This is a genomic window from Duganella sp. S19_KUP01_CR8, assembly GCF_036688705.1.
In the GTDB taxonomy this organism is placed as follows: Bacteria; Pseudomonadota; Gammaproteobacteria; order Burkholderiales; family Burkholderiaceae_D; genus Rugamonas.
This window is the reverse complement of sequence record NZ_JAQQPR010000014.1, coordinates 149,206-175,789: the sequence shown is the minus strand read 5'-3', so window position 1 is coordinate 175,789 and position 26,584 is coordinate 149,206. Positions and strand designations below refer to the sequence as shown.

Sequence of the window (26,584 nt, the reverse complement as noted above, 5' to 3'; positions counted from 1 at the left end):
CGTGGCAAGTAAATTATTTTTTTAAAAAGTAAGTTCCTATATTGCAACCATTATGGTATATTTGCATCACTAGTTGATGCTTGACCTTAAGCCCCCCACATTGCAGCGCAATCACTACCCAAAGAGGACTATCTTGAAATTCTCGAAAATCGTAATCGCCGCCTGTGCATTTGTTGCTGCAATTGGTACGGCATCGACCGCCTTCGCCGCCACTGAAACCATCGTTCTGGGCCAAAGCAACGTCGCCGGTTTCGCCAGCCAGGACATGGCTCATTTGACGATCACCGAATCGGGCGCCAACACGGTGTGGACCCTGTCGGCTGACTGGAACAACGCGCTCAACGCGACCAACCCCTTCATATTCGGCCTGCAATTTACCGATGCGAAGAACGCCGCGCCAGTCGGCTTTAGCGCGACTTCCGGCTCCATCTCGCTGGCGAATAACGGCCTCAGCGCCACTCAGGTGAAGTTCCGGACCGCCAACAACAGCGGCCGCTTTACCGATGGCGAAGCTGCGACGTGGACCTTCAACAACACCAAACTGAGCGACTTCAGCGCCTTCCAGCTGCATATCAACGCGTTGACGGCAACCGGTGGTTCGGTCAAGTTCACGCAACTGTCGGCAGTGCCGGAACCAGAAACCTACGGCATGCTGCTGGCAGGTCTGGGCCTGGTCGGCTTCGCCGCGCGCCGCCGCGCCGCCAAGTAATTGCCATTGGCAGGCTGCGCGCCTGCCATGCTGGATTGAAAGCCCCGCTCGCCGGGGCTTTCGTCATATTGTCAACATTGCTGAAACCCGCGTAGAATGCGTGGCATGCGGGTGTAGCTCAATGGTAGAGCAGAAGCTTCCCAAGCTTACGACGAGGGTTCGATTCCCTTCACCCGCTCCATGACGACCGCGACCAGTACGATGCCTATCGTATAGGCGAGCATGTCGTACCACGAGAACGCCGACCCCAGCACCAGATGTCCCGCCGTCGTCGCGCGGATCGTGTTGATCCACGGCGCTTGATACAGCTGCGACAATTCATCCAGATAAGAAATCGCCAATGCGCTCGCCGCCAGGCGGCCCGTTGCAGCGGCTGGCCTGATGAAGGAGCAGGCGAGGTAGACCATCATCGCCCACAGCGCGTCGCCGGGATATTTCCCCAGGAACGCCGGCAGCAAAAAAGGGTATTTGCGCGACAGCAGGCCGACTATGATCACCGCCACCCAGCCGATGAACAGCCAGTAGCGCTTCTTCGCCATGCTTGCTAGCCCTTGCCCTGCGTCGACTTGATCAGACTGTCGCGCAGGGTGGCGACGGCCTGTTGCACCGCCGAGAATTCATCCGGCGTCAGGCCGCAAGCCTCCACCAGGTTCATCTCCAGTCCCCGTTCCCGCAGCGCGCGGCCGGCGTCGGTCAGGCTGACCAGCACCTGGCGCTCGTCGCCCGGATCGCGCGCGCGGCGCAGGTATCCCATCGCTTCCAGCTTCTTCAGGATAGGCGTCAGCGTGTTCGATTCCAGGAACAGCTTCTCGCCCAGGCTGGTCACGGTCTGGCCGTCCTGCTCCCACAGCGCGATGATCGCGATGTACTGCGTGTAGGTCAGCCCCAGCTCGTCCAGGATGGGACGGTAGGCGCGGCCGAACGCCAGGTTGGCGGAGTAGATCGAAAAACACAGGAAGTCGGCCAGCTTGCGGACTTCGGTTGGGGCAGGGGCGGTCATGGCGGTTCCTTCTTGTTCTGGATATCGCAAATTATACATCGTATGCGATTTTATCGGAGGTGCTTGACTTTGATATTGCTTGAGGTATTATTCATCTTATACGATTGCATCGGACGCGATACAAATACCTCCCGTCAACTTTGAGAACATCCGCCATGATCAACATCGAAAAAGTACTGTATACCGGCAAGACCCACACCACCGGCGGCCGCGATGGCAGCGTCCGCAGCAGCGATGGCCGCCTGGACCTCAAGCTGTCCTCGCCCGGCAGCAACGGCCAGGGCAGCAATCCCGAGCAGCTGTTCGCGGCCGGCTGGTCGGCCTGCTTCATCGGCTCGATGGGCCTGGCCGCGCGGGCGATGAAAGTGCAGCTGCCGCCGGACCTGGCGGTGGACGCCGAAGTCGACCTGGGCACCACCGGTGACGACTACCTGCTGCAAGCGCGCCTGAACGTCAGCCTGCCGGGTCTGGATCGCGAAGTGGCCCAGGCGCTGGTCGACGCCGCAGACAAGATCTGTCCGTACTCCAAGCTGGCGCACGGCAATATCAACGTCGAACTGGCGCTGGCAGCATGAATACCGGGCGCCGCACTCTACGGACCGGCGCCCTGGCGGCCGTCGGCCTGGCCGCCGCCGAACTGCCGTTCGCCTCGCTGGCACACGCCGCCGAGGGACCGCAGCCGCTGGCGCCGATCAAACAAATCCGCGCCGGCGAGCTCGATGTCGGTTACTACGAAGCCGGTCCGGCCGACGGCAAGCCGGTGCTGCTGCTGCACGGCTGGCCATACGATATACACAGTTTCGCCGAGGTGGCGCCGCTGCTGGCGGCGCAGGGCTACCGGGTGATCGTGCCGCATCTGCGCGGCCACGGCAGCACGCGCTTCCTGTCGGACGCCACCTTCCGCAACGGCCAGCAGGCGGCGGTTGCGCTGGACATCATCGCGCTGATGGATGCGCTGAAGATCGACCAGGCGATCCTGGCCGGCTACGACTGGGGCGTGCGCACGGCCAACATCATCGCGGCCTTGTGGCCGCAGCGCTGCAAGGCGATGGTGTCGGTGAACGGCTATCTGATCAACAACCGCGAGCGCAACAAGCTGCCCTTGTCGCCGCAGGTTGAACACGGCTGGTGGTATCAGTTCTACTTCGCCACCGAGTGCGGCAAGGCGGGCTACCAGGCCAACCGCCGCGAGTTCGCCAAGCCGACATGGCAGGCCAACTCGCCGCAGTGGCGCTTCGACCAGGCCACCTTCGAGCGCAGCGCGGCGTCGTTCGACAACCCGGACTACATCGCCATCGTGATCCACAACTACCGCTGGCGCCTGAGCGTGGAGCCGGGCGATCCGAAGTACGACGCGTACTAGTGAACGAACAGCGCGATCAGGATGACGATGGGAAGGGGAATGCCGAGTAACAGCAGTAGTATCGAGCGCATCATATTCTCCGGTTAAATAGGGGCGCGCACGATGACGCGCGCGTGATCGCGGTTGCGGCCGCCCAATGTGGCAAACAGGCTGGCGACGAAGGCGCCCAGCAGCAGGGCGACAAACATCCACAAGGCGGAATGGGCGGCGGTCTTGCGCGCCTCCTCGGCGGCGGCCATCGCCTTGGCCTTGGCGTCGTTGGCGGCCTGCGCTGCCTGCGCGTAGACCAGGTCCACGCGTTGCTCGGCATCGGCCGGCGCCAGGCCGGTGCGCTTGGCGACCAGCTGTGCAAGATAGCTGCGGTCGTCGGCGTTGATTTTGCCGGTCGGGAGGTCGGTGATCAGGATGCGGTTGATCTCGTTGCGTTGGGCGTCGGTCGCGGCGTCGCCGTTGGGCGAGCGCAGCAACATGTCGGCGAAGTAGGTGTTGCTGCGGCCGCCGTCGCGCGCCAGGGCTGGCGCAGCGGCGCTGGCGACGGCGGCGCCCGAGTCGATGGCGCCGCTGAGCACAGCGCGCACGCCGCCGCCCAGCGCCGCCACGGTGATCAGCGTCGCCACCGCCCACGCCAGCAGGCCGTGCGCGGTGTCGCGGAAATGCACTTCATCGCCGTGGATGCTGGCCCATTTGACGCGCAGCCGTCCCGCCATATAGCCGCCGATGCCGGCGGCCGCCAACTGCACGAAGGCGATCCACGCGATGGCCGCGCCGCCCAGCGGCGTGGCGTTGTACTGGTAGGGCGATACCGACGACAGGCCGAGGCCTACGCCGAGTATCAGCAGGATGAAGGACAGCGCGGCCGCCGCTGCGGCACCGGCGAACACGGCGCCCCACGAAACTCCGGAGGCGTAGCCGTCTCCGAGTTCGTGGCTGGCCATCGCGCCGACATGGTGTGGTTGGGTATGCATGGTCTCTCCTGTGGTGTTGATTGATGTGGCGGAGACCATCATGCGGTGTGGACCGGCGCGCGTATGTTAGCGCCCGTACACTGGGCGCGTTTTGCCTACAAAATACCGGTCAGGCGATCTTGCGTTCGCCGCGCTGGAGGAAGTGCTCGACCAGCGCGCGGTGTGTGGGCAGGTCGGCCAGCGCGCGCTGCGACATCTGCTCGATCATCTGGAACTCCTTGCGCGCCTCGTCGAAGCGCGGCAGCGTTTTGGCGTTGGCGTACTGCGCGGTCGGATACTCCATCCCGTACAGCACATACTGCCAGCTGGACGGCGGATACATCTCCAGGTCCACCACGAAGTCCATGCGGTGCGGCGCGCGGTTGCGCCACATGGACAGCTTGTCGCGCAGCGATTCCGGAATGCTGGCCGGGTCGGTGTTGTCGGTCCAGAAGGCGTTGTCCCTGCGTTGCGTGAGGCAGTAGTGCAGCTTGACGAAATCGACGATGCGCTCGTAGCGCGCCTTCATCATCTCGTTGTACACCTTGGCCACCGGCGCCAGGTCGCCGTCGTGCGGGAACAGGTAGCTGACCAGGTAGGCCGCCGTTTCGATCAGGCCGATGCCGGACGATTCCAACGGTTCCAGGAAGCCGCCCGACAAGCCGACCGCCACGCAGTTCTTCACCCAGTGCTGCTCGCGGTAGCCCACATTGAGCTTGAGCTGGCGCGGATTGAGGCCGTCGCTGGCCGGGCCGATGTACTTGCGCAGTACTTCCTCGGCGCGGGTGTCGTCGGTGTGGCGGCTGGAGTAGACGTAGCCGATGCCGCGCCGCTGGTGCAGGCCGATGTCCCAGGTCCATCCCGCCTCGTGCGCGGTGGCGATGGTGTAGGAGGGGATGGGCGCGTCCGCCGTCTCGTAGGGCACTTGCATCGCCAGTGCGCGGTCGACGAACAGCGTGTCGTTGATGTTGCGGAAGGGCGTACCCAGCGCGTCGCCGATCAGCGCCGCGCGGAAGCCGGTGCAGTCGATGTACAGGTCGGCCGTCAGCACGCCCGCTTCCCTGGTGTGCACCGCGCCGATCGCGCCCTGCTCGTCCAGTTCCACCCGGTCCACCGTCGCCAGCACGTGGCGCACGCCCAGCGATTGCGCGTGGGTGCTGAGCAGGGTGGCGAATTTGCCGGCGTCGAAATGGTAGGCGTAGTTCAGCGGTCCCATGAAGTCGGCGTCGTTAAAGCGCTTGGGGCCGTGCGACGCGTCGGCCACCCGCTTCTGCATGGTGGCGGCGGCGGCGAAGCCCACGCCCGGCGCGGCCGCGCCTTGCAGCCAGTAGGGCAGCAGCTCCGGGCCGCCGGGCCGCTGGCTGGGCAGGCTGAAGGGATGGAAGTAGTGGTCGTTGCCGGGCGCGCCGGGCGGACGCACCCAGTCGGTGAACTTGATGCCCTGCTTGAAGGTGGCGTGGCATTCGCGGATGAAGCGCGCCTCGTCGATGCCGATGGCGGCCAGCGTGCCGCGGATCGAGGGGAAGGTGCCTTCGCCGACGCCGATGATGCCGATCTCCTTCGATTCCACCAGCGTGATGCGCACGCTGTCCGGGTCCGCGCCGGCGCCCAAAGTGCGGGCCAGGAAGGCTGCAGTCAGCCAGCCGGCGGTGCCGCCGCCGACGATCAGGACGTTTTTGACTGGTGCTGGTATCGATTTCATTTTATTTTTGTCTCCGTCCGTAGAGTGGGCCGCCCCGTGAAACGCCGTCTGGCATGTCAGGGAAACAACGCCGCTACAATTTTTAAATTGACATCCGTGATTTGAATTATGTACCATGAAATCGATTTCACAAATAACGAAATCGTTTTCAGTGAATTTGAAAACGTTTTCAAACAACATGAAATCGATTTCTACGATGATAAATGTGGCACCGCCCAACCCCCTCGGCGATCGCTACGCAAAAGGAGACTTATGAACGTCCACGTACCGCAGTCCGGGAAGCGCTTGCCGTCCCCGATCCAGTTGGCCATCCTCGCCCTGATGGCCGGCACCAGCGTCGCCGCCTATGCGGCCACCCCGGCCGAAACGCCGGCCGCCGAGCAGGCCTCCGCCGCTACCGCCGCCGCCGACAAAAGCTCCTCGACCATCACCGAGGTGTATGTCACCGCGACCAAGCGTTCCACTTCGCTGCAAAAGACCCCGGTCGCGGTGACCGCGCTGAACGCCGCGGTGCTGGACGATAACCACGTGCAGACCTTGCAGGACGTGGTCAACCTGGTGCCAGGCTTTGCCGCCACCGGCCAGGGCGACCACGGCGTGATCACCATGACCTTGCGCGGCATCGGCAACGACAGCGCCAAGACCGAATACGCCGATCCTGAAGTGGCCAGCTTCGTCGACGGCATCTACTCGCCGCGTCCTGAAGGCGCGACCGCGCTGCTGTTCGACCTGGACGCGATCGAAGTGCTGCGCGGCCCGCAAGGCACGCTGTGGGGCCGCAACTCGACGGTCGGCGCAGTCAATATGCAGACGGTGAAACCTGAAATCGGCAGCAACTCCGGCAACTTCGAAGCGGGCTACGGCAGCTACGCCCGCCTGGGCGCGCGCGGCGCGTTCAACATCCCGATCAGCGACACCATGGCGATGCGCGTGGCGGTGGTGCACGAGCAGCACAACGGCTACGTCAACTACCAGACCGCGCCCAACCTGTCGCTGGCGGACCAGCACACGGCGGCCGATCCGGTCATCGCCAAGTGGAACGCCGCCCATCCGGGCAACCCGATCGCCTTCCAGCCGATCAACACCAACCTGTTTGTCAACAACAATCAGAAGTACAGCGCGCAGGACCAGAGCGCGGCGCGCCTGAGCTTCCTGTGGCAGCCGGCGCCGGGTCTGAAGTGGAACGTCGCGTACGAGCACTATATGGACCGCGGCACGCCGAGCATGAACCTGATGCAGACCCCGCGCGCAGGGCAGGACTTCTGGTCGGCGCTGATCGATACGGCGCCTAGCGTCAACCGCGATTCGCACTCGCTGCGCAGCCGTGTCGACTACGAGATCAACAAGGACATCAGCCTGGCCTACATCGCTGGCTACTCGCGCTTCAATGGCTCGTCGACCTTCGACCAGGATGGCGGCGCCAACATCCCGACCAGCTTCACCAGCAACGGCAGCTACCAGGCCAATAACACCGTCTGGTCCAAGTACAAGAACTATAGCCACGAACTGGAAATCCAGTCGACCGGCAAACGCGATGTGGACTGGCTGCTTGGTTTGTACTACGCGAATGAAGACAATGGCATCCGCTTCGACATCCCGATCATGAACGGCACCCAGCAGGGCACCGTGGGCTGGCAGGGCTCCTTCATCCAGCCTAAGGAAACTGTGGAATCGAAGTCCGTGTTCGGCCAGACCACCTGGAATCCTAGCGATGCCTTGCACGTGACCGGCGGCCTGCGCTACACCTCGGACGAACGCAAGAACATCGGCGGCACCAACAACGGCTGGAGCAATTCGGATGCGCCGCAGATTCCTGTGAGCCCTTCGATGAATCCACTGGGCGGCGGCACCGGCTTCACGACTTATCAGCGTAACGACGGTGTGTTCAACGACCACAAGCTGACTGGCCTGGTACGCGTGAGCTACGAGATCGACAAGAACAACATGGTCTACGCCAGCGTATCGACCGGCTACAAGTCGGGCGGTTTGCAGGACGGCGGCGTGCCATATGGTTCCGAGACGCTGACCAATTACGAAGTCGGCTCGAAGAGCACCTTCCTGGGCGGTACGGTACGGATGAACAATTCGGCGTACTACGAGAAGTTCAAGGGCTTCCAGTTCAGCGCACCGGTGACCTATGCGGACGGCACCCGCGGCCTGGCGACCAGCAATGCCGAAGGCGCCAAGGTATGGGGCATCGAGACGGAAATCGCCGCCAAGATCACGCCTGTGGACCGTGTGCAGTTCACCGCCGCGTACACCAACGCCACGCTGAAGCATCTGATCGGCGGCAGTAACGACTATGTGCTGCCGGCTTGCACGGCTCCTGGCATCACCAATCCGTGCCTGGACGTCACCGGCAACACCATGCCGCACTCGCCGAAGTTCAGCGCGCAGATGATGTACCAGCACAGCTTCGCGCTGGCCAACGGCACGCTGATTCCACGTATCAGCGCGCACTATGAAACGGCCAGCTGGTTGAGCGTGTTCAACCTGGGTGAGCCGGACAAGCAGAAGGCCTACACCCGTACCGATCTTGGCCTGCGTTTCGACGCCGATTCGAAGTGGTACTTCGACGCTTACATCCGCAACGCGGAAGACGCGAAGATCAAGACCAGCGCGATGAACGCCAACGGCCCGTGGCAAGCGCAGTACCTGCCGCCGCGCACCTTCGGCATCAACGTCGGCAAGTCGTTCTAAGCAAAGAGTTTTTCATGTAGTTCCAGTGTTGTTGTAGTGGTCTTCCAGCCCCTCGTCCTGAAAAGGCCGAGGGGTTTTTTTATACGTTCACCCCGCACGTCGTTCCCGCGAAAGCGGGAACCCATACACAGTTTGCGATCGCAGTACAGGGCACGTAAGAGATGGCTCCGCATAGACCGCGACGGCGGACCGTCCCGCCTGCGCGGGAATGACGGAAAAAAAGGCCGGCGCTTGTTTGGCGCCGGCCTTTTTGTTTGCTGCCTTGCAGATTTAGTCTTTGTGGTGGAACGGTGCGTACCAGGTGACGATGAACGATGGGATCGTGGCGGCCATCACCAGCCAGAAGTAGTGCACATAGCCTAAGGCCTGCTGCAAGTGGCCGCTGACGATGCCGGTGACCATCATGCATAAGCCCATCAGGCCCGTGCCGAAGGCGTAGTGCGTGGTGGTGTATTTGCCCGGCGCCAGCTGCTGCATCAGGTAGATCATGAAGCCCACCGAACCGAAACCAAAGAAGAACTTCTCGATCGCCACGCCGGCGCTGATGATCAGCAGGTCGTGCGGCTGGTAGATGCTCATCAACAGGAAGGTGACGTTGGGGATGTTGACCGCGCAGCACAACACGAACAAGGTCGCCGGCAGCCCGCGTCGCGCGACGAAGATCCCGCCCAGCAGGGAACCTAGCAGCACCGCGATCAGGCCATAGGTGCCGTAGATCAGTCCCAGCATCTCGTTCGACAATCCCAGTCCGCCCTGCGCCACCGGATCGACCATGAAGAAGGGCCCGATTTTTTCCAGCAGCCCGATACTGAGCCGGAACAGGAACGCAAACGACACCATCAGCCACACGTCGCGCTTCTGGAAGAAGGTGACGAAGGAATCCTTGAGGATGAAGGCCGCTTCGGCCACCGACTTCGGTGCGTTCTCCGCCTTGGCGCCGTCCGGCATCACGCGCATATGCCACAGCGCCGCGACGATGGTGATCGCCGCGACGATGAAGAAGATGATGCGCCACGATTCGATCCACTCCGGCCCGAACACCCCGGCCTGGTGATGGAAGTAGTGCGTATGCAGCCAGCCGCTCAGATACACCATGCCGCCCGAGGCGACGATGGGACCGATGTTCCAGCTCAGGCTCTGGATGCCGCAGAACAGCGACTGCGTCTTGGCGTCCAGCGAGGTGACGTACACGCCGTCGGACGCGATGTCCTGCGTGGCGCCGACCAGCGACAGCACGCCGAACATGAACACCATCACCACCATGTAGTCCGGCAGCGACATCGCCAGCGCCACGCCGGCGAAACCCAGGCCGATGATCAGCTGCGCGCACAGCACGAAGAACTTCTTGGTGCGGTACATTTCAACGAAGGGCGCGAACAGCGGCTTGATGGTGTAGGCCAGGATCAGGTAACTGGCGTACTGCGCGGCCTGGCCGTTGTCCATGCCCAGGTTCTTGAACATGATGGAGGTGACGCTGGTGAGCATCATGTAGGTCAGCGCCATCGCGAAATAGCCGCTGGGGACCCACAGCATCGGCGTGCCGCGCGCGAACATGGCGCGCAGTAGCGATGGCGGTGGGCTGGCGGCGGCGGAAGCCTGCGGTGCTTGCTGTTCCTGCGGTGGCACGGCGGATGGTGCGGTTTGCATGATGTCGTCCTCGTTATTCTCGTTGGAGTGTAAAGCATCAGGCTCTGTGGCCTGTAGAAAGGAAAACGCCGGCATCTGCGCCGGCGGGGATAAAACGCTTGCTCTAGGCCGCGTGCGCGGTGCGCTGCGGCCTTTGTTTCAGCAGGTACTCGCGGTACCAGTGCGCGCTGTGTTTCAAGGTTCGCTTCTGCGTCGCATAGTCGACGTGGACGATGCCGAAGCGCTTCGCATAGCCGGAGTTCCACTCGAAGTTATCGAGCAGGCTCCAAAGGAAGTAGCCCTGGACATCCACCCCCTGCAGGCGCGCGTCGTTCAAGGCCTTCAGGTGGCGCAGCACGAAATCGATGCGCGCCTCGTCCGGGATCTCGCCGTCGACGATCACGTCCGGGTTGGCCATGCCGTTCTCGGTGATGTAGATCGGCGGCAGGTCGTACTCCGCCTTCAGTTTCAGCAGCAGCTCGGTCAGGCCGTCGGGGAAGATCTCCCAGCCCATGTCGGTGGTGCCCAGCTTCGCTTCCGGCTGGCGCGGCGGCGTCTCGGCCGAGCAGTAAGCGCGGAAGTAGTAGTTCACGCCGAGGAAGTCGATCTTGTGCTGAATGTCCTTGAAGTCGTTCTCGTGGATCTCCGGCGCGTTGTCTCCGTGGCCTTGCAGCGCCAGTTCCGGGTACTTGCCCTTGAAGATGGGGTCCATGAACCACTGCACCGAGCGGGCGTATTCGAATTCCGCCAGCGCCTTGTCGGCCGCGCTGTCGGTGGCCGCGTCGGCGGTCCACTGATTGAGCACGATGCCCAGCTGCGCCGGGCTGCCGACCGCGCGCATGGCCTGCATCGCCAGCCCGTGCGACAGCAGCAGGTGGTGCGATACCTGGATCGCTTGCTTCGGATCCGCCACGCCCGGCGCGAACTGCGCGTTGCCGTAGCCCAGGTTGGCCGTGCACCACGGCTCGTTGTGCGTTGCAATCGTTTTCAAGCGCGAGCCAAAACGACGCGCCACTTCGCCGGCATAGTCGGCAAAGCGGTAGGCGGTGTCGCGATTGAGCCAGCCGCCGTCGTCCTGCAGGCCTTGCGGCAGGTCCCAGTGGTAGAGGGTGACGTGGGCGTCGATGCCCTTGGCTTCCAGCTCGGACAGCAGCCGGTCGTAGAAAGCGAAGCCGGCTTCGTTCCAGGCGCCTTTGCCCGTTGGCTGCACGCGCGACCAGGCCATCGAGAAGCGGTAGGCGTCCACGCCCATGCCCGACATGATGGCTACGTCTTCCGGGTAGCGGTGGTAGTGGTCGCAGGCGATGTCGCCGTTGCTGCCGTCGATGACTTTGCCGGGCGAGTGGCTGAAGGTGTCCCAGATCGACGGGCCTTTGCCGTCGGCGGCAGCGCCGCCTTCAATCTGGAAGGCGCTGGTGGCGACGCCCCAGATGAATGAGGGAGGAAATTGAGTGAAATCGGTCATGGGTAGTCGTTTTTGTGGATTAACAGGGTGCGAAACAGGGCATTTTGACGTTTGAAAACGATTTCACGCCTCCTGACTCGATTAGACCTCAAGTCAAACGGGGTGTCAATCTTTTGCTGAAATGGGGCTGCGGGGCGGCTGCGAGGTGGCTGATATAATGCTGCCTCATAATTCATCGACTCATTTCATCCCATGTCTTCCGATACCCCTAAAGACGGCCCAGCGCGGCCGATGCTCTACGACCCGACCGAACACCGCATCCGCAGCTTCGTCACGCGTGCAGGCCGCCTGTCGACCGCACAGGCGCGCGCGCTGGAGGAATTGAGCCCGAAGTACATGATCGAATACGCCAAGACGCCGCTCGACTATGAGCAGGCCTTCGGCCGCAAGGCGCCGGTGGTGCTGGAGATCGGCTTCGGCATGGGCGGCACCACGGCGCACATCGCCGGCGTGATGCCGGAGAAGGACTTCATCGGCGTGGAAGTGCATACGCCCGGCGTGGGCAGCCTGCTCAAGCTGATCGAGGAACAGGGCCTGACCAACCTGAAGGCGATCCAGCACGATGCGGTGGAAGTGCTGAACCAGATGATCCCGGACGGCTCGCTGCACGGCGTGCATATCTACTTCCCGGATCCATGGCACAAGGCGCGCCACAACAAGCGCCGCCTGATCCAGTCGCCGTTCGTCAAGCTGCTGGTGCAGAAGCTGGCCGTGGGCGGCTACCTGCATTGCGCCACCGACTGGGAAGACTACGCGGTGCAGATGCTGGAAGTGCTGGGCGCGGAAGAGGGCCTGCAGAACACCGCCGACGGCTATGCGCCGCAGCCGGCTTATCGTCCGCTGACCAAGTTTGAAAACCGCGGCCTGAAACTGGGCCACGGCGTGTGGGACCTGGTCTTCACCAAGAAGTAGTTATTTGCGCAGCCGGACGATGGCGGCGTTCAAGCGTTTGAACGTCTCGTCCGGCACCGACTTGCTGCACCACAGGCGACGCTCGTAGCCTTTGTACAGGTCGGAGAAGTAGATGCGCTTGTAGTGCGAGGCCGGATAGCCCGAGGCCTTGATCGCTTCCTCCAGTTCCTCCTCCGTGATGAAGAAGTAATCGATGCTGTGCCGGCGCAGCATGTCCAGCAGCTGCTGGCTGTCCGCGCTGCTCGGGATGGTCGGCGTCTTGTAGCGCAGCAGTCCACGGTCGATCGTGGTGCCGTAGGATGTGCCTTTTTTTACCACCACGCGCAGCTGCTTGTTGGTCAGCGTATCCTTCAACGCTTCCTCGTCATGCATGGCGGGATTGCCGCTCCAGGTCAGCGCGAACGGGCGCTTGTCCTCATACACCACTTCCGAGAATTTTCCGGCGCGTTCGCGCTCCGGCGTTTGCAACCAGCCCAGCATGCAGGCGGGTTCCTGCTCGGCCGCCTGCATCAGCACCAGCTGCTGCTTGGCCGGTGTCTGGCGCACGACAAATGGGATTCCAGCTGCGGTGAGGGCGGCGATGGCAGGGGTGGCGGCATGGCCCGTCAGCACGCCGCGCGTGTCGGCGTATTGCAGCGGCGGGCTTTGCGCGTAGTGCAATACAAGCGGCTGGGCCGAGGGCTGGGCTGATACAGCGCCCGCCGCCATCAGCAGGGACAGGGTGAACACCTTCATCACTTCTCCAACTGCTCCATGTCCAATACCACGACATAGGCCAGGTGGCCGCTCTGCCATACACCGCCCCCGCGCACTTGCGCCTCGCAGCTGGTGACCTGGCCTTCGATGTCCTTGTGCTTCAGCAGCGCGCGGAAGGTCACGGATGCCTTGGGCGACAGGTAGCCCGTCATGCGGCCGTTGAGGAAGACCGCAACGGCGGCGCTTTCGTAGGGATTGACGTCGTCCGGCACCAGCGTGGCCAGGTAGGGCGTTGCGGCGGCCTGGTCGCCATGGTCGCCGGCCAGCGCCTTGAGCGTGGCCTGGTAGCGCGATTCGTTGACCACTTCGACCAGGAAGCGGCCGTCGTCGGACCAGTGCAGCGCGGGAGCGTCTTCCGGCAGCTTGGGTTCGTAGGGCGTGGCGGGACGCGCCGGCAGCGGCATCGGCTTGGCCGGATTGGTCTTGATGATCGCGTAGACCACCAGGCCGGTGACGGCAATGATCAGCAGGGAGATGACGAGTTCCATGGCGGGCCTGTTTATGCCTGTTTATCTAAAGGCCGACATCTTAACGCATGCCCTTGGCCTGATACACAATTTTGCCGCCCACCATAGTTTGTAGCACCTTGATGTTGGCGATGTCCTCGGCCGGAATGGTGAAGAAATTCCGGTCCAATACGATCATGTCGGCCAGCTTGCCCGGCTCCAGCGATCCGGTCAGCGCTTCCTGGCGCAGCGTGTAGGCGGCGTTGAGCGTGATGGCACGCAGCACGGCGGCGCGCGGCATGCCGGGTTGCGGCCCCAGCGTGCCGGTGTATTCCTTGCCGGCGTCGGGAGCTGCGGTGCGGGTCACGCCGACTTTCAGCGCGAACCATTCGTCGAGCGGATCGACCGGCCAGTCGCTGCCATAGGCGATGCGCGCGCCGGCGTTCAGCAGCAGCGCCTGCGGCTCGACGATGGCGTAGCGCTGTGGGCCCATGTAGTCCTTCAGGGCGCCCACGGTGTCGGGCGCCGGCTTCCCCCATTGGAAGGACAGCACCGGCGTCACATCCAGTTTGGCGAAGCGCGGGTAGTCGGCCGGGGCGACGATTTCGTCGTGCGCCAGCGCGGGGCGAATGTCCTTGCCTGCCGGCGTGGAGCGCAGGTATTCGATGGCGTCCAGCGATTCGCGCACGGCGCGGTCGCCATCGACGTGGATGTGCGGGTCGATGCGGGCGTTGGCCAGTTCCGTCAGCGTGGTCTTCAGCGCTTCGGGCGAGAAGTAGCTGGCCGGGCCGGTGCTGGGGCCCGGCTGCCAGTCCGGCTTGTCGGCCGCGCCCTTGTTGACCAGGTAGGGCTCCAGCATGGTGCCGGTGAAGGCCGGGGCGGAGATCACGCCGTCCATGAACAGTTTGGCGTGGCGCACCTGCATCGACGGTTTGACGGTGGTAGGCCCTTGGTCGAACTGCTTCTGCTGCTTGAGCAGCTCGGCCACTGCGCTTTGCGGCGTGGCGCCTTTATCGAGATCGATCAGCACCGCGAAGTGCGCGCGCGCCGTCAGCTTGCCCTGCTTGTGCAGATCGGCGAAGGCGGTCATGGTTTCGGGATCGGTGTAGGCGTCGAGGAAGCTGGTGATGCCCTGCTTGCGCATCGCCGCCAGCGCGGCCTTGGAGGCGGCCAGGTTTTCGGCCTCCGTCAGCGGCGGCAGCAGGTTCATCGCCATGTCCTGCGCTGCGTCTTCCAGCAGGCCGGTGGCCTCGCCCTTGGCGTCGCGGGTGATCTTGCCGCCGGCGGGATCGGGCGTGTCGCGCTTGATGCCGGCCAGTTGCACGGCTTTTGAATTGAGCAGCGCCGAGTGGCCGAAGGAGGAGCGCACGATGACGGGGCGTTCGGTCTTCAGCGCGTCGAGCGTGGCGGCGGTGGTCTCGACGCCGTCGGGCAGCATCCCTTGCTGGAACCAGTTGACCACCACCAGCCAGCGGCTGGCGTCGGATTTCTTGTCCTTGTCCAGGCAGGCCTGGATGCGCGACTGGAACTGGGCCACCGTCAGCGCGGCGTAATCGAGGCTGCAATTGAGCAGGCGGCTGCCGCCCGATTGCGGGTGCATATGGCCGTCGACCAGGCCGGGCATCAGCATGCGGCCGTGCAGGTCGATGACTTTGGTTTTTTTGCCGGTCAGCGGCTTGGCGCCGGCGTTGTCGCCGACGTAGACGATGCGGCCGGCGCGCACGGCCAGCGCCTGCCGCACGCTGTCCTTCGCGTCGACGGTGTAGATGTAGCCGTTGCGGTAGATGGTGTCGGCCGGCGCTTCGGCGGCCGTTGCCGCCGATGTCGCCAATGCCAGCGTGAGTGCAGCGACGTTTCTGTACATGCGTTCCCCTGTAGTATGCGGCTCACATCTTATGCGGCTCCCATCGCTTTGGTGCGCGGGGCCAGCGGCAGGAACGCCAGCAGATTCCCCGCCAGTACCAGCGCCAGCCCGGCCAGTGCCGTCGGCGTCCAGTGGTAGCCTTCATAGATCGTTGAAATGGTCAGTGCCACGATGGGGAATAATACCGTGGAATAGGCCGCGCGGTCCGGTCCTATGCGGCCGACCAGCAACAGATAGGCGGTGAAACCGATCACCGAGCCGGGGATCGCCAGATACAGCAGAGCGCCCACGTAGCGCGTGCTCGGCTCCAGCGCGAACGGCATGCCCAGCGCCAGCGCCGCCACGCCCAGCGTGGTGGAGCCGATCAGCATGGCCCAGGTGTTGGTCAGCCACGGCGTCAGGCCCAGCGACTGCATGCGGCTCGACAGCAGGTTCCCGCAGGAGAAGCACAGCGTGCCGCCCAAGGTCAGCGCAAGGCCCATCATCACCTTGCTGTCGTTCCAGTGGCCGGCCATCTGCGGTGAAAACAGCAGCACGATGCCGGTCAGGCCGAGCAGGGCGCCCATCATCACCTGGCGGCGTATCGGCCGGCCGAGGAAGATGCGGCCGTTGATGGCGTTCCAGATCGGCGCGGTGGAGAACACCACGGCTTCCAGGCCGCTGGTGATCCACTGACTGGCGTAGTAGAAGCACAGGAAATTCAGGCAAAACAGCGCCAGGCCTTGGGCGATCAGATAACGCCATGCCTGGCGCGGCGGCCACCACGGCTTGCGCGTGATGAGCAGAAATCCCATCAGCACGGCGGCGGCCAGCCAGAATCGATAGGCGATCGATACCGGCGCGGGGACAACGCCCAGCTGGAAGGTGATGGCGATCCAGGTGGTACCCCAGATCAGGACGGTGAGCAGGTAGAGGAAGATATTCATGCGTCCAGCATGCCGGGTGTGCGCGGGCGGCGCTTGTCTGAAATTGCGCATATCGGCCGGCCGCCAGCGGAGAGTGGGCGCTCCGTGCTAGACTTTAAGCCAACTCTTACTGAATGTTCGCGCCGTGCCAGCCCGCCCTTCCTACGCCACCGATGCCACCCCCGCCCGCGCGCCGGACGGGCTGATTTCGCACGCGGTGTTCCGCACCATGTCCGAAACGGATGCGGTGCTGGAGCGCTTCGCCTGGCTGGGCGACGAGCTGGCGGTGGCCATCTGGCGCCGCGACACCGAGGTGGCCGAGACCAGCTACAACAAACCGGGCCACCATACGCTGTCCTACTACATGGGCGGCGGCTATCGCACCGAGCGCGACGAGCTACCCGGCCTGTACGGCGCGCCGGAGCGCCTATGCACGCTGCCGGACTGGCACGAGTCCAGCTGGACGGTGCGCGGGCCGCTGCGCTTCCTGCACGTCTACTTCCTGCCCGAGCACTTCACGCGGCGCGCGGTGGTGGAGCTGGACCGCGAGCCGCGCGAAGTCACGCTGGCCGACCGCACCTACTTTGAAGATGAACGCATCGGCCGCCTGTGCGCGGACCTGGCGGACATGTCGTGGGAAGGCGCGGACGGCCAGCTGCGCGCCAACGAGACGGCGCATGAGACCTTGAGCCACTTGCTGCTGTCGCAATCGATGCCGCAGCAGCTGCAGCGCGTGCGCGGCGGGCTGGCGCCGGTGGTGCGGCGCCGGCTGGCCGACTACATCGAAGCGAACCTTGGGCAGAATATCTCGCTGGGCATGCTGGCGCAGCTGGCGTGCATGTCGGAGTACCACCTGGCGCGGATGTTCAGGATTTCATTCGGCATGCCGCCGTCGGCGTGGATCGCGGCGCGCCGCGTGGAGCATGCGCGCCAACTGCTGAAGACCACCGACCAGCCCTTGCAGCAGATCGCCGACGCTTGCGGTTATGCGGACCTGAGCCACTTCAGCCACCGCTTCCGCGATAGCGTGGGCGCGCCGCCCAGCCGCTACCGCAGCATCGTCGCCTAGGCTAACGCGTAGTCCGCGTAGCCATCCGGGCGTATCAGCAATGCACGCGGCCCTGCCGCCATCAGTTCCGCATGCGATGAGCCGGACGCGCCCGATACGTCCGACGTGTCCGACAGCGGCGCAAGTTCGCCGTCGGCGATGCGCAGCCTGCCGGGGCAAGCAACCGCCTGCGGTGCGTCGTCGCGCAAACGCAGGTAGAGCCACTCGCCTTCGTGCAGAAGCGCGTGCAGGCTGCCGCCGCCGGCCAATGGCATGTCGGGGATGCGGCGGCCGCTCCAGCCGGGCAATACCGGCGCCGGCGGTTCGCTCAACGCGGCGCCATAGCCTATGCCCAGGCCGGAGATCTGCAGCGCCAGTTTCAGGTTGGCCTCGGGCTGTTCGAGCAATCCGCTGATCTCGGCGCGCAGGGCCAGGCCGCGCTGGTCGAGGGACGTCATCAACGCGGTCTGCGCCATCGTGTTGCGGAACAGTTGAGCGCCGAGCGGATGGCGCTCGTTGTGATAGCTGTCCAGCAGCGCTTGCGGCGCCTGGCCCCGCACCACGGCCGCCATTTTCCATCCAAGATTGAAGGCGTCCTGCATGCCGACGTTCATGCCCTGGCCGCCGGCCGGCATGTGGATATGCGCGGCATCGCCGGCCAGGAAGATCCGGCCCTGGCGGTATTGCGCCGCGTGCCGCGTCTCGTCGGAAAATCGCGACAACCAGCGCGGCTTCGACGGCAGGTAGTCGCAACCCGCGATGCGCCTTGCGCCGTCGGCAAGCTCCTCCAGCGTGACCGCTTCGGTGACGGGCACGTGGCGGCGCCGCGCATCCAGCACGATTAGCCGGTGATGCACGCCGTCGCCCAGCGGTACGATCATCAGCAGGCCTTCCTGGTTCACCTTCATCAACGCCGGCGCCGGCAGCGGCGCGCGCAACTGCACGTCGCCCAGCATCGAGGTGATGCTGGCGTCCACGCCGTCGAAGGCGATGCCGGCCTGCCGCCGCACCGCGCTGCGCGCGCCATCGCAGCCGACGAGGTAAGCGCCGCTGACGGTGAAGCGTTGCTGATCCAGGGTGCCGGTTGCGTGGACGCCCGCGTCGTCCTGCCATGTTTCGTCGACTGCGGCGCCGCGATGCAAGTGCACGCCCAGTTCGCGCGCCCGTTCCTCCAGCAGTTGTTCCGTCAGCGATTGCGGTATCACCAGCTGAAACGGATAGCCGCTATCGAGCGCGGAAAAATTCAGCATGGTTTCGAGCGCGCCGTAGTGGCCGACGCCGAACGGCCGTCCGCGTTCCAGGAAGCGCTGGGCCAGGCCGCGCAGGCCCAGCGTCTCGACGGTGCGGGCATGCATGCTGAGCGCGCGCGAGTCGCTCACCGGTTCGCTACCGCGTTCCAGCAGCACCACATCCAGCCCGGCCAGGCGCAGTTCGCAGGCCAGCAGCAGTCCCACCGGACCGGCGCCCACAATGATCACATCGGTATCTGATTTCATTTTTTCTCCAATCTAACAGTGTTAGGTATAGTAAACTAACACCGTTAGATTCAAATGCAAAGGATTTTTTGATGGCCATACAAAAAGAGCAGGTTGTCGCCAAGGCGCTGGAATTGCTGGACGAGGCGGGGCTGGACGGCTTGACCATGCGTCGCCTGGCCGACGCCATGGAGATCAAGGCGGCCTCGCTGTACTGGCACTTCGTCAACAAGCAGGTGCTGCTGGATGCGATGGCCGATGCGCTGGTGGCGGATGTGGCGGTCACTCCGATGAATGCTGGGCAGTCCTGGCGCGAGCGGGTGGCCCAGGTGGCCGGCGAAATGCGCGGCGCGCTGCTGGCGCGGCGCGATGGCGCCCGCGTCTACGCCGGCACGTATGTCACGACCGACAATGTGCTGCGGGTCGGCGATGCGCTGATGGCGCCGCTGCGCGAGGCCGGCGCCGGCACGCGGCTGGCCTCGTGGGGCGCTTTTAGTGTGCTGTATTTCTTGCTGGGCTTTGTGATGGAGGAAAGCGGCCTCGCGCGGGACGCGATGCCGGCGGCCGAGCTGGATCAGCGTGCCGAGGCGTTCCAGGCGGCGGCGCTGGCCAGGTTTTCCCACCTGGCCGCGGCGCGCGAGGATATCTTCAATCCTGATTTCGAAGCCCGCTTCCGCTTCGGTTTGGATCTGCTGCTCGACGGTTTGGCGGTGCGCCTGGCGGCAGGGGAGTAGACGCCTGGCTCGCGGGACGTTCGAACGAGAAGCCGGGCGCGTACAGGTGGTAGCCGTCGAAGTCCTGCTTGCCGATGTCCGCGCCGTGGCTGCGCGCGATCGCGTAGGCCATGCTGAAGTGGAAGTAGAAGTTGGGCAGGATGTAGAGGTTCAGATATTCGTCGCCGGGCAGCGCGATGTCGGCGAAGCCGGCGCGGTCATGGCACAGGCGTTCGGCCGCGCCGTCAAAGCGCTGCGCAGGAATCGCGGCGATGTAGGCGATGGTGTCGTCGATCTGCTTGGCCAGCGTGGCCAAGGACAGCTCGGCGCCTTCGAAACCCACTGGCGGCAGGCCCGCCAGCGGACAGCAGCCGCGCAGCGCAAAATTGCAGGTGGCCCGCACCTGCGAGGCAAACGGCAGCATCTCCGCATGCAGCCGTGCCTTGAGGATCTCCGGGTGTGGCTTTACTTTCTCGACTATTCCGGCAAGCTGGCCGAGGTAACGGGTAAAAATTGTTGGTGTGTGCATAATCAAAGCCAGGTTATTTGGCGGAGAGGATTTGCGGCAGATTCTGCGCGCGGAATGCCTCGACAACAAAATCGATAAAGGCGCGTGTCTTCGCCGGCAGCAGTTTCTGGCTGGTGAAATACACGGAGATCGCCCCGACATCGCCATACCAGTTAGGCAGCAAGCGCACCAGCGCACCGCTTTCCAGGTGCGGCGCAGCGTGTGGAACTGGTATCAACCCAACTCCAAGGCCCAGCACCACGGCGCGACTGAGCGCATCCGGATCGTTGACCAGCATGATAGCCTGCTGCTTGGCCATGACTTCGGCGCCGGCGTTATTGCGCATGACCTGCGTCCGCAAACGACCCGTCAACGGAGAACGTATCACCACACTGGGGAACTCGGCAAGTCCGGATGGATCTCTAGGACGGCGCTTGCCCTGCAATAGCGCCGGCGCCGCCACCGCAATCAAATGTATGCGCGCCAGTTCGCGCGCCACCATACCGGGCGGCAGCTCAAAGCCTGCTCCGATCGCCGCATCGAAGCCGCCGGCGATCAGGTCCAGCGGACGGCTGTCGAACACCCAATCGGGTATCACGCCCGGATAACGTTCGAGAAACGCCGGCATCAGCGGCAACAGATAGTCCATGCCAAATCCCGGCGCGGCGCTCAGCTTCAACACGCCGGCCGGTTGCCCGGCATTGACCTTGATGTCGGCAATCGCTTCCTGAATATTATCCAGACCGCCCTGTACCGAGTGCCGAAAACGTTCGCCCGCTTCGCTCAGCGTCAGGCCACGCGTGCTGCGCATGAAGAGTCGCACACCGAGGTTGCGCTCCAGCAGCGCAACGTTCCGGCTCACCGCCGCCGGCGTCAAACCCAGCCGGCGGGCGGCGGCGGAAAAGCTGCCGCTCTCGGCGCTGCGCACGAAGGATTCCAGGTTGGCCAGGGTTTCCAAGACTTTACCTTCAAGTGATGATTGAAACTGATTATAGCCGGTTGCTACTAACGCTGGAATTAGCCTGGCCCTAGAATTCAACTCAGCAAACAGTTTATCCACTTAATCTTTAAAGGAAATATCATGACTATCGGCATCATTGGCTCGGGCGCCCTCGGCTCCAACTTCGCTCGCATTCTCGCTAAACAAGGACTCTCGGCCATCATCGCCAATAGCCGTGGGCCTGCCTCGCTGGCCGACCTGGTCAAAGAGTTGGGGCCGTCCGTGAAGGCTGGCACGGTGGAAGAAGCGGCAAGCGCCGACATGGTGCTGGTTGCGGTCCGCTGGGTCGATGCGGAGAAAGTGCTGGGCAGCCTGCCGGCGTGGAACGGTCGCATCGTGATCGACGGCACCAACCCGGTGGAGTTCTTCGATCCCGCGACGTCGCCCGATGCGAACGATGCCAGCAATCCGCTGGCGGCATATGGGATCAAGGCGGTCGATCTGGGCGGCAAGCACTCCAGCCAGGTCATCCGGCAATTCGTCCCTGGCGCACGCGTGGTCAAGGCGTTCAACCACAACGACGTCAATGTATTGAAGGAGCCGGAAACGGCAGGCGGCAAGCGCGTGTTGTTCTACTCGGGCGACGACGCCGCCGCCAAGGCCGAAGTGCGCGGCATCATGGAAGCCGCCGGTTTCTTCCCGATCGACCTGGGCGCGCTGGACGTCGGTGGTCCGTTGGCGTCGCTGCCTTTCGGCACGCTGTCGACGCACAACTTCGTCCGTATCTGATCCGGCGATGCCGGATATAGAGGTTCAGGGGGGGGGGCAGAGACGGCCGGTCGAGTTTAACTCGGCCGTTCAAAGGAAATGAGCGTCGTATTGATCTGGCATATAAATCGCACATCTTATTTACGGTACTCTGGCCGATCGTCCTACAGTGGGAGATCGTCATGGCCACCAGAAAAAACCGCAGCACATTTCCCCTTCAGCCGACCGACAAAGCCAACCCCGGCTTGCTGGATGCGATATTCGCCTCGGCAATTGAATATGCCATTATCACCACCGACACAAGAGGGAATATCGTCTCTTGGAATAAAGGAGCGGAACTGGTATTTGGCTACTTGCCCGGCGAGATAGTCGGCAAGCCACTCGCGCTCATCTTTACGTCGGAAGACAATGACAATGACGTGCCCGAGCGGGAGTTTAGCAACGCTCGCGATACCGGCCGCAGCGACGATGTCCGCTGGCACCGTCGCAAGGATGGTTCGGTTTTTTGGGCCGACGGCGTGATGACCCCGATCCGAAATTTCAACAGCGAGATCACCGGATATCTGAAAATTCTCCGTGACGAAACCGAACGCAGGCGGGTTGAAACGGAGCGTGCACAAATGGCGCGGATTGATCTGCTGACCGGTGTGGGCAACCGTTCGGAGCTGGAGGAGCGGCTGAACGAAATGTCGGCAGCGGCAGTTCGCAATGGCAATTTGCTGCTATTTCACATGATGGATCTTAATAATTTCAAGCAGATCAACGATCGTTGGGGGCATCAGACCGGGGACAGATTGCTGCAGCACGTGGCGCGCTGTATTCGCGACACCATACGCGACTCCGACTTTGTAGCACGCCTGGGCGGTGATGAATTTGTCGTCTTGCAGGCAAATGTGCATACACCCGAAGTCGGAGCAAGCCTGGCGATAAAACTGATCGAGGCGCTGTCCAATCCATTTCAACTCGATGGTCATGAAGTGGTCATCGGCGTAAGCATTGGTATCGCCGTCTATCCAAACGACGCAAACGACCAGGACGAGCTGATGCGCAAGGCTGACCTGGCCCTATACAAAATCAAAAATGAACGCAGTCATGGCGGCTACCATTATTACTCCAAGCAACTTGATGCCGAGGCACACAACAAGGCCGAGCTGATCGCCAGTCTGAAACGCTCGGTGCAGGCGCATGCGTTTCGCCTGGAATACCAGCCGCAAGTCGATGCCGGCAGCGAAAACATCGTGGCGGTGGAGGCTTTGCTACGTTGCGAGGACGCGGCGCTGGCAAGCCATCCCATCGAAGAGATTATCGCGCTGGCAATCGACTCGGGCCAGATGTTGGAGATCAGCTTATGGGTGGTGACGGAGGCTTGCGCACAGTTCGCGAAATGGCAGGCTCAAGGTCTGACGGATCTTAAAATGTGCATCAATCTGTGTCCGCGCGAGTTACTCTATGCCGAACTGTCCAGTCATGTCGAGCGCATCCTGGAAGAAAACAAGCTGTCCGGGGAGGACATCGAAATCGAAATTACGGAGCATCAGGCGGTCGAGACCGATGGACCGGGATCAGCGACGCTGGCGCGATTACGGTCGCTGGGCGTCACGATAGCCATTGATGACTTCGGGACCGGCTATTCGGCGCTCAGCAAGCTGCGCGGGCTGCCGGTGGACAAGGTCAAGCTTGATCGTTCTTTCCTGGAGCGCATTCCTGAGGACCAGGACAGCTGCTCGGTCGTCAGCGCGATCATCACGCTGGCCCACACCCTGCGACTGAAAATCATAGTCGAAGGGGTGGAGTCACCGGAACAGGTATCGTTTTTCAGACGCGAAGGCTGCGAGATTTTGCAGGGTAATTTTTTCAGCAAGCCAGTTCCTGCCGAGACCATTGCGAAACTACTCAAATTACAGGTTGCAGGCTGATGCTTGCCCGGCTTATTCCATCTCGCTGATCATGGCGACGATCTCGTCGCCATACGACGCCAGCTTCTTCTCGCCGACGCCGGAAATGCCGCGCAGGTCGGACAGCGTGGTCGGACGCGCCTTGGCGATCTCGCGCAGCGTGGCGTCGTTGAAGATGATGTAGGCCGCCACGTCGTGCGCGCGCGCCGTCTCCACCCGCCACCAGCGCAGCTTGTCGAAGATGGCCTGCTCGCGCGGCGACAGGTCGCTCTCCACGTAACCCTTGGACGCGCGGCCCGCGCTCTTCTGCTTGACCGGCTTCTGGTACTGGCGCAGCTGCACCTTCTGCCCGCCCTTGAGCACCGGACGCGCGGCGTCGGTCAGCTTGAGCGAGCTGTATTGTTCATGGTCGACCGTCACCAGCCCCAACGCGATCACCTGGCGCAGGATGGCGCGCCATTCCTGCTCGCTGCGGTCGGCGCCGATGCCGAACACCGACAGCGAATCGTGATGCCAGGTCTTGATACGGTCCGTCTCGACGCCACGCAGCACTTCGATCACATGCCCGGCCGCGAAGCGCTGGTCGACGCGGTACACCGCCGACAGCAACTTCTGCACCGGCACCGTGCCGTCGAACGACACCGGCGGGATCAAACAGGTGTCGCAATTGCCGCAAGGGCCGGACTGCTCGCCGAAATAATCCAGCAGGCGCACGCGCCGGCAGCTCAGCGTTTCGCACAGGCCCAGCATCGCATCGAGCTTGGTGCCCAGCACGCGCTTGAAGGTTTCGTCGGCCTCCGATTCGTCGATCATCCGCCGCTGCAGCACCACGTCCTGCAAGCCGTAGGCCATCCAGGCGCTGGACGGCTCGCCGTCGCGGCCGGCGCGGCCGGTCTCCTGGTAGTAGCCCTCGATACTCTTGGGCAGGTCCAGGTGGCAGACGAAGCGCACGTTGGGTTTGTCGATGCCCATGCCGAAGGCGATGGTGGCGCACATGACGATGTTCTCTTCGCGCAGGAACTTGGCCTGGTTGGCCGAGCGCTTGGCGTGGTCCATGCCGGCGTGGTAGGCCATGGCCCGCACGCCGTTCTCGTTGAGGAATTCGGCGGTCTCCTCGACCTTCTTGCGCGACAGGCAGTAGACGATGCCGCAGTCGCCGCCATGCTCGGTGGTGATGAAGTCCAGCAGCTGCTTGCGGCCGTTGGCCTTCTCGACGATCTGGTAGCGGATGTTGGGGCGGTCGAACGAGGACACGAACTGCATCGCGTCGCCCAGTTGCAGGCGGTGGACGATCTCGGCGCGGGTCTGCTGGTCGGCGGTGGCGGTCAGCGCGATGCGCGGCACGTTGGGGAACTGCTCGTGCAGCACCGACAGCTTGATGTACTCGGGCCGGAAGTCATGCCCCCATTGCGACACGCAGTGCGCCTCGTCGATGGCGAACAGCGCGATCTTCGACGCCTGGAACAGGTTCAGGCAGCGCTCCGTCATCAACCGTTCGGGCGCGACGTAGACCAGGTCGATCTCGCCGGTGCGCACCAGCCGCTCGATGCGGTTGGCTTCCTCGTAGGTCTGGGTGGAGTTGAGGAAGGCGGCGCGCACGCCGACTTCGGCCAGCGCGTCCACCTGGTCCTGCATCAGCGCGATCAGCGGCGAGATGACCACGCCGACGCCGTCGCGCACCAGCGCGGGAATCTGGTAGCACAGCGACTTGCCGCCGCCGGTGGGCATCAGGACCAGCGCGTCGCCGCCACCGCTGACATGGCCGACGATCTCCGCCTGCTGGCCGCGGAAGGCCGGGTAGCCGAACACGGTTTGCAGCAGCTGAAGGGCGCGCTCGTTATTTTCCTGATGATCCATTTCTACTACTCGATTCCGACAACAAAACTACGACTAAGGTTTAATCGGCCCAGACGATGGCGCCGGTGTAGCCGGTGACCAGCACCATCAGGCCGAAGGCGATGCGATACCACGCGAACGCGGTGAAGGTGTGCGAGCTGATGTAACGCAGCAGCCAGCGCACGCACAGGAAGGCCGACACGAAGGCCGCCACGGTGCCGATCGAGAACAGCGGCAGGTCGGTGGTCGACAGCAGCGCGCGCTCCTTGTACAGCGAATACACGGTGGCGCCCAGCAGCGTGGGAATCGCCAGGAAGAACGAGAACTCGGTCGCCACCTTGCGCGACAGGCCGAAGATCATGCTGCCCATGATGGTGGCGCCGGAGCGGCTGGTGCCGGGGATCAGCGCGAACGCCTGGGCGATGCCGATCTTGATGGCGTCCATCGGCGTGATGTCGTCCACCGAATTAATGCGGGACATGGCCGGATTGTCTTTCTCGCGCTTTTCCACCCACAGGATGACGAAGCCGCCGACGATGAAGGCCAGCGCCACCGGCACCGGCGCGAACAGCTTGGCCTTGATGGCCTTGTTGAACAGCACGCCCAGCACGGCGGCCGGCAGGAAGGCGATCAGCACGTTGAGAGCGAAACGCTGCTGTTTCGGGTCGCCCAGGCCGGTCAGCACGGCGGCGATGCGCGCGCGGTACTCCCAGCAGACGGCGAAGATGGCGCCCGCCTGGATGACGATCTCGAACACTTTCATTTTTTCTTCCATGCCGTGGAAGCCCAGCAGGTGTTCCGCCAGAATCAAATGGCCGGTCGACGAGATCGGCAGGAATTCCGTGAAACCTTCAACCAGGCCCATGATCAGGGCTTTGAGTGCGAGAACGATATCCATGAAGTAAGTTATAAGTTGGTGGGAGGGGAGGCTCTGTCACAGCGCCGGGGTCGAAGCTTACCATGTTCGCCGCCTGCTATTCTGAATCTCACTCAAGCGTAATGGGGTTTT

General features: G+C 63.3%; 23 protein-coding genes, 1 tRNA gene and 1 pseudogene. 10 read left to right on the top strand and 15 right to left on the bottom strand.

From position 1 onward, the window contains the following. The first annotated feature begins 133 nt into the window (after positions 1-133). Together V6M89_RS16005 and V6M89_RS16000 are read left to right on the top strand one after the other, a co-directional pair. Positions 134-709: an FxDxF family PEP-CTERM protein gene (locus V6M89_RS16005; protein WP_332854087.1), complete on the top strand. Its 576-nt coding sequence runs from the start codon at positions 134-136 to the stop codon at positions 707-709. Positions 710-816: 107 nt separating this feature from the next. Next, positions 817-890 (top strand) — tRNA-Gly (locus V6M89_RS16000). Here the strand turns inward: V6M89_RS16000 and V6M89_RS15995 are convergent. Together V6M89_RS15995 and V6M89_RS15990 are read right to left on the bottom strand one after the other, a co-directional pair. Then, positions 856-1,248 carry a ribosomal maturation YjgA family protein gene (locus V6M89_RS15995; RefSeq protein WP_332854086.1) on the bottom strand — a complete coding sequence of 131 codons (393 nt, stop codon included), beginning with the start codon at positions 1,246-1,248 and terminating at the stop codon, positions 856-858. The two genes, V6M89_RS16000 and V6M89_RS15995, sit on opposite strands and share 35 nt — an antisense overlap. Before the next feature lie 5 nt (positions 1,249-1,253). Next, the gene (locus V6M89_RS15990; RefSeq protein ID WP_332854085.1) at positions 1,254-1,709 is read right to left on the bottom strand and encodes a MarR family winged helix-turn-helix transcriptional regulator; all 456 of its coding nucleotides are present in this window, start codon (positions 1,707-1,709) and stop codon (positions 1,254-1,256) included. Between the two features lie 155 nt (positions 1,710-1,864). Between V6M89_RS15990 and V6M89_RS15985 the strand changes: the two genes are divergently transcribed. Together V6M89_RS15985 and V6M89_RS15980 are read left to right on the top strand one after the other, a co-directional pair. Then, the gene (locus V6M89_RS15985) at positions 1,865-2,284 is read left to right on the top strand and encodes an organic hydroperoxide resistance protein (RefSeq protein WP_332854084.1); all 420 of its coding nucleotides are present in this window, start codon (positions 1,865-1,867) and stop codon (positions 2,282-2,284) included. Then, a pseudogene (locus V6M89_RS15980) lies at positions 2,281-3,066 on the top strand (alpha/beta fold hydrolase); the annotation flags it as partial. The gene V6M89_RS15985 and the pseudogene V6M89_RS15980, both read left to right, overlap by 4 nt. An 89-nt stretch (positions 3,067-3,155) precedes the next feature. On the opposite strand, the gene V6M89_RS15975 reads toward V6M89_RS15980, so the two are convergent. Together V6M89_RS15975 and V6M89_RS15970 are read right to left on the bottom strand one after the other, a co-directional pair. After that, positions 3,156-4,037, bottom strand: coding sequence for a hypothetical protein (locus V6M89_RS15975; RefSeq protein ID WP_332854083.1), 882 nt, complete (start codon positions 4,035-4,037; stop codon positions 3,156-3,158). A gap of 109 nt (positions 4,038-4,146) precedes the next feature. After that, positions 4,147-5,718: a tryptophan halogenase family protein gene (locus V6M89_RS15970; RefSeq protein ID WP_332854082.1), complete on the bottom strand. Its 1,572-nt coding sequence runs from the start codon at positions 5,716-5,718 to the stop codon at positions 4,147-4,149. A gap of 252 nt (positions 5,719-5,970) precedes the next feature. Here V6M89_RS15970 and V6M89_RS15965 point away from each other — a divergent pair, with 252 nt between their 5' ends. Beyond that, complete coding sequence (locus tag V6M89_RS15965) at positions 5,971-8,418, top strand: TonB-dependent receptor (RefSeq protein WP_332854081.1); 2,448 nt, start codon at positions 5,971-5,973, stop codon at positions 8,416-8,418. Between the two features lie 270 nt (positions 8,419-8,688). Here the strand turns inward: V6M89_RS15965 and V6M89_RS15960 are convergent, their stop codons facing one another. Together V6M89_RS15960 and V6M89_RS15955 are read right to left on the bottom strand one after the other, a co-directional pair. Then, on the bottom strand, positions 8,689-10,065 hold the full coding sequence (locus V6M89_RS15960) for an MFS transporter (RefSeq protein WP_332854080.1): 1,377 nt from the start codon (positions 10,063-10,065) through the stop codon (positions 8,689-8,691). Between the two features lie 103 nt (positions 10,066-10,168). Continuing rightward, positions 10,169-11,509, bottom strand: a complete 1,341-nt coding sequence (locus tag V6M89_RS15955) for a GH1 family beta-glucosidase (protein WP_332854079.1) — start codon at positions 11,507-11,509, stop codon at positions 10,169-10,171. A gap of 231 nt (positions 11,510-11,740) precedes the next feature. Between V6M89_RS15955 and trmB the strand changes: the two genes are divergently transcribed. Beyond that, on the top strand, positions 11,741-12,421 hold the full coding sequence (gene trmB / locus V6M89_RS15950; protein ID WP_116992035.1) for a tRNA (guanosine(46)-N7)-methyltransferase TrmB: 681 nt from the start codon (positions 11,741-11,743) through the stop codon (positions 12,419-12,421). Here the strand turns inward: trmB and V6M89_RS15945 are convergent, their stop codons facing one another. From V6M89_RS15945 to V6M89_RS15930, 4 genes are read right to left on the bottom strand one after another with little or no spacing between them, the layout of a single operon-like run. After that, on the bottom strand, positions 12,422-13,156 hold the full coding sequence (locus V6M89_RS15945) for a substrate-binding periplasmic protein (RefSeq protein WP_332854078.1): 735 nt from the start codon (positions 13,154-13,156) through the stop codon (positions 12,422-12,424). Beyond that, on the bottom strand, positions 13,156-13,665 hold the full coding sequence (locus V6M89_RS15940; RefSeq protein ID WP_332854077.1) for a hypothetical protein: 510 nt from the start codon (positions 13,663-13,665) through the stop codon (positions 13,156-13,158). The genes V6M89_RS15945 and V6M89_RS15940 overlap by 1 nt, the downstream gene beginning before the upstream one ends. A 40-nt stretch (positions 13,666-13,705) precedes the next feature. Further along, entirely contained in the window at positions 13,706-15,487 is a 1,782-nt protein-coding gene (locus V6M89_RS15935; RefSeq protein ID WP_332854076.1) for an amidohydrolase, read from the bottom strand. Positions 15,488-15,516: 29 nt separating this feature from the next. Further along, positions 15,517-16,413 carry a DMT family transporter gene (locus V6M89_RS15930; RefSeq protein WP_332854075.1) on the bottom strand — a complete coding sequence of 299 codons (897 nt, stop codon included), beginning with the start codon at positions 16,411-16,413 and terminating at the stop codon, positions 15,517-15,519. Positions 16,414-16,537: 124 nt separating this feature from the next. Between V6M89_RS15930 and V6M89_RS15925 the strand changes: the two genes are divergently transcribed. Further along, complete coding sequence (locus tag V6M89_RS15925) at positions 16,538-17,461, top strand: AraC family transcriptional regulator (RefSeq protein ID WP_332854074.1); 924 nt, start codon at positions 16,538-16,540, stop codon at positions 17,459-17,461. On the opposite strand, the gene V6M89_RS15920 is transcribed toward V6M89_RS15925, so the two are convergent. Beyond that, positions 17,458-18,936 carry an FAD-dependent oxidoreductase gene (locus V6M89_RS15920; protein ID WP_332854073.1) on the bottom strand — a complete coding sequence of 493 codons (1,479 nt, stop codon included), beginning with the start codon at positions 18,934-18,936 and terminating at the stop codon, positions 17,458-17,460. The genes V6M89_RS15925 and V6M89_RS15920 overlap by 4 nt on opposite strands. A gap of 71 nt (positions 18,937-19,007) precedes the next feature. Between V6M89_RS15920 and V6M89_RS15915 the strand changes: the two genes are divergently transcribed. Then, a complete protein-coding gene (locus V6M89_RS15915; protein WP_332854072.1) occupies positions 19,008-19,649 on the top strand; it encodes a TetR/AcrR family transcriptional regulator C-terminal domain-containing protein in 642 nt (213 codons plus the stop codon). Here V6M89_RS15915 and V6M89_RS15910 read toward each other — a convergent pair. After that, complete coding sequence (locus tag V6M89_RS15910) at positions 19,564-20,157, bottom strand: DUF1993 domain-containing protein (protein WP_332854071.1); 594 nt, start codon at positions 20,155-20,157, stop codon at positions 19,564-19,566. The two genes, V6M89_RS15915 and V6M89_RS15910, sit on opposite strands and share 86 nt — an antisense overlap. A 13-nt stretch (positions 20,158-20,170) precedes the next feature. Continuing rightward, entirely contained in the window at positions 20,171-21,094 is a 924-nt protein-coding gene (locus V6M89_RS15905; protein WP_332854101.1) for a LysR family transcriptional regulator, read from the bottom strand. A gap of 123 nt (positions 21,095-21,217) precedes the next feature. Between V6M89_RS15905 and V6M89_RS15900 the strand changes: the two genes are divergently transcribed. Continuing rightward, positions 21,218-21,865, top strand: a complete 648-nt coding sequence (locus V6M89_RS15900; protein WP_332854070.1) for an NADPH-dependent F420 reductase — start codon at positions 21,218-21,220, stop codon at positions 21,863-21,865. Positions 21,866-22,026: 161 nt separating this feature from the next. Beyond that, positions 22,027-23,760, top strand: coding sequence for a putative bifunctional diguanylate cyclase/phosphodiesterase (locus tag V6M89_RS15895; RefSeq protein WP_332854069.1), 1,734 nt, complete (start codon positions 22,027-22,029; stop codon positions 23,758-23,760). 12 nt (positions 23,761-23,772) lie between these two features. On the opposite strand, the gene recQ is transcribed toward V6M89_RS15895, so the two are convergent. Further along, on the bottom strand, positions 23,773-25,596 hold the full coding sequence (recQ, locus tag V6M89_RS15890) for a DNA helicase RecQ (protein WP_332854068.1): 1,824 nt from the start codon (positions 25,594-25,596) through the stop codon (positions 23,773-23,775). Positions 25,597-25,636: 40 nt separating this feature from the next. Beyond that, the gene (locus V6M89_RS15885) at positions 25,637-26,473 is read right to left on the bottom strand and encodes an undecaprenyl-diphosphate phosphatase (protein ID WP_332854067.1); all 837 of its coding nucleotides are present in this window, start codon (positions 26,471-26,473) and stop codon (positions 25,637-25,639) included. Positions 26,474-26,584 lie beyond the last annotated feature (111 nt).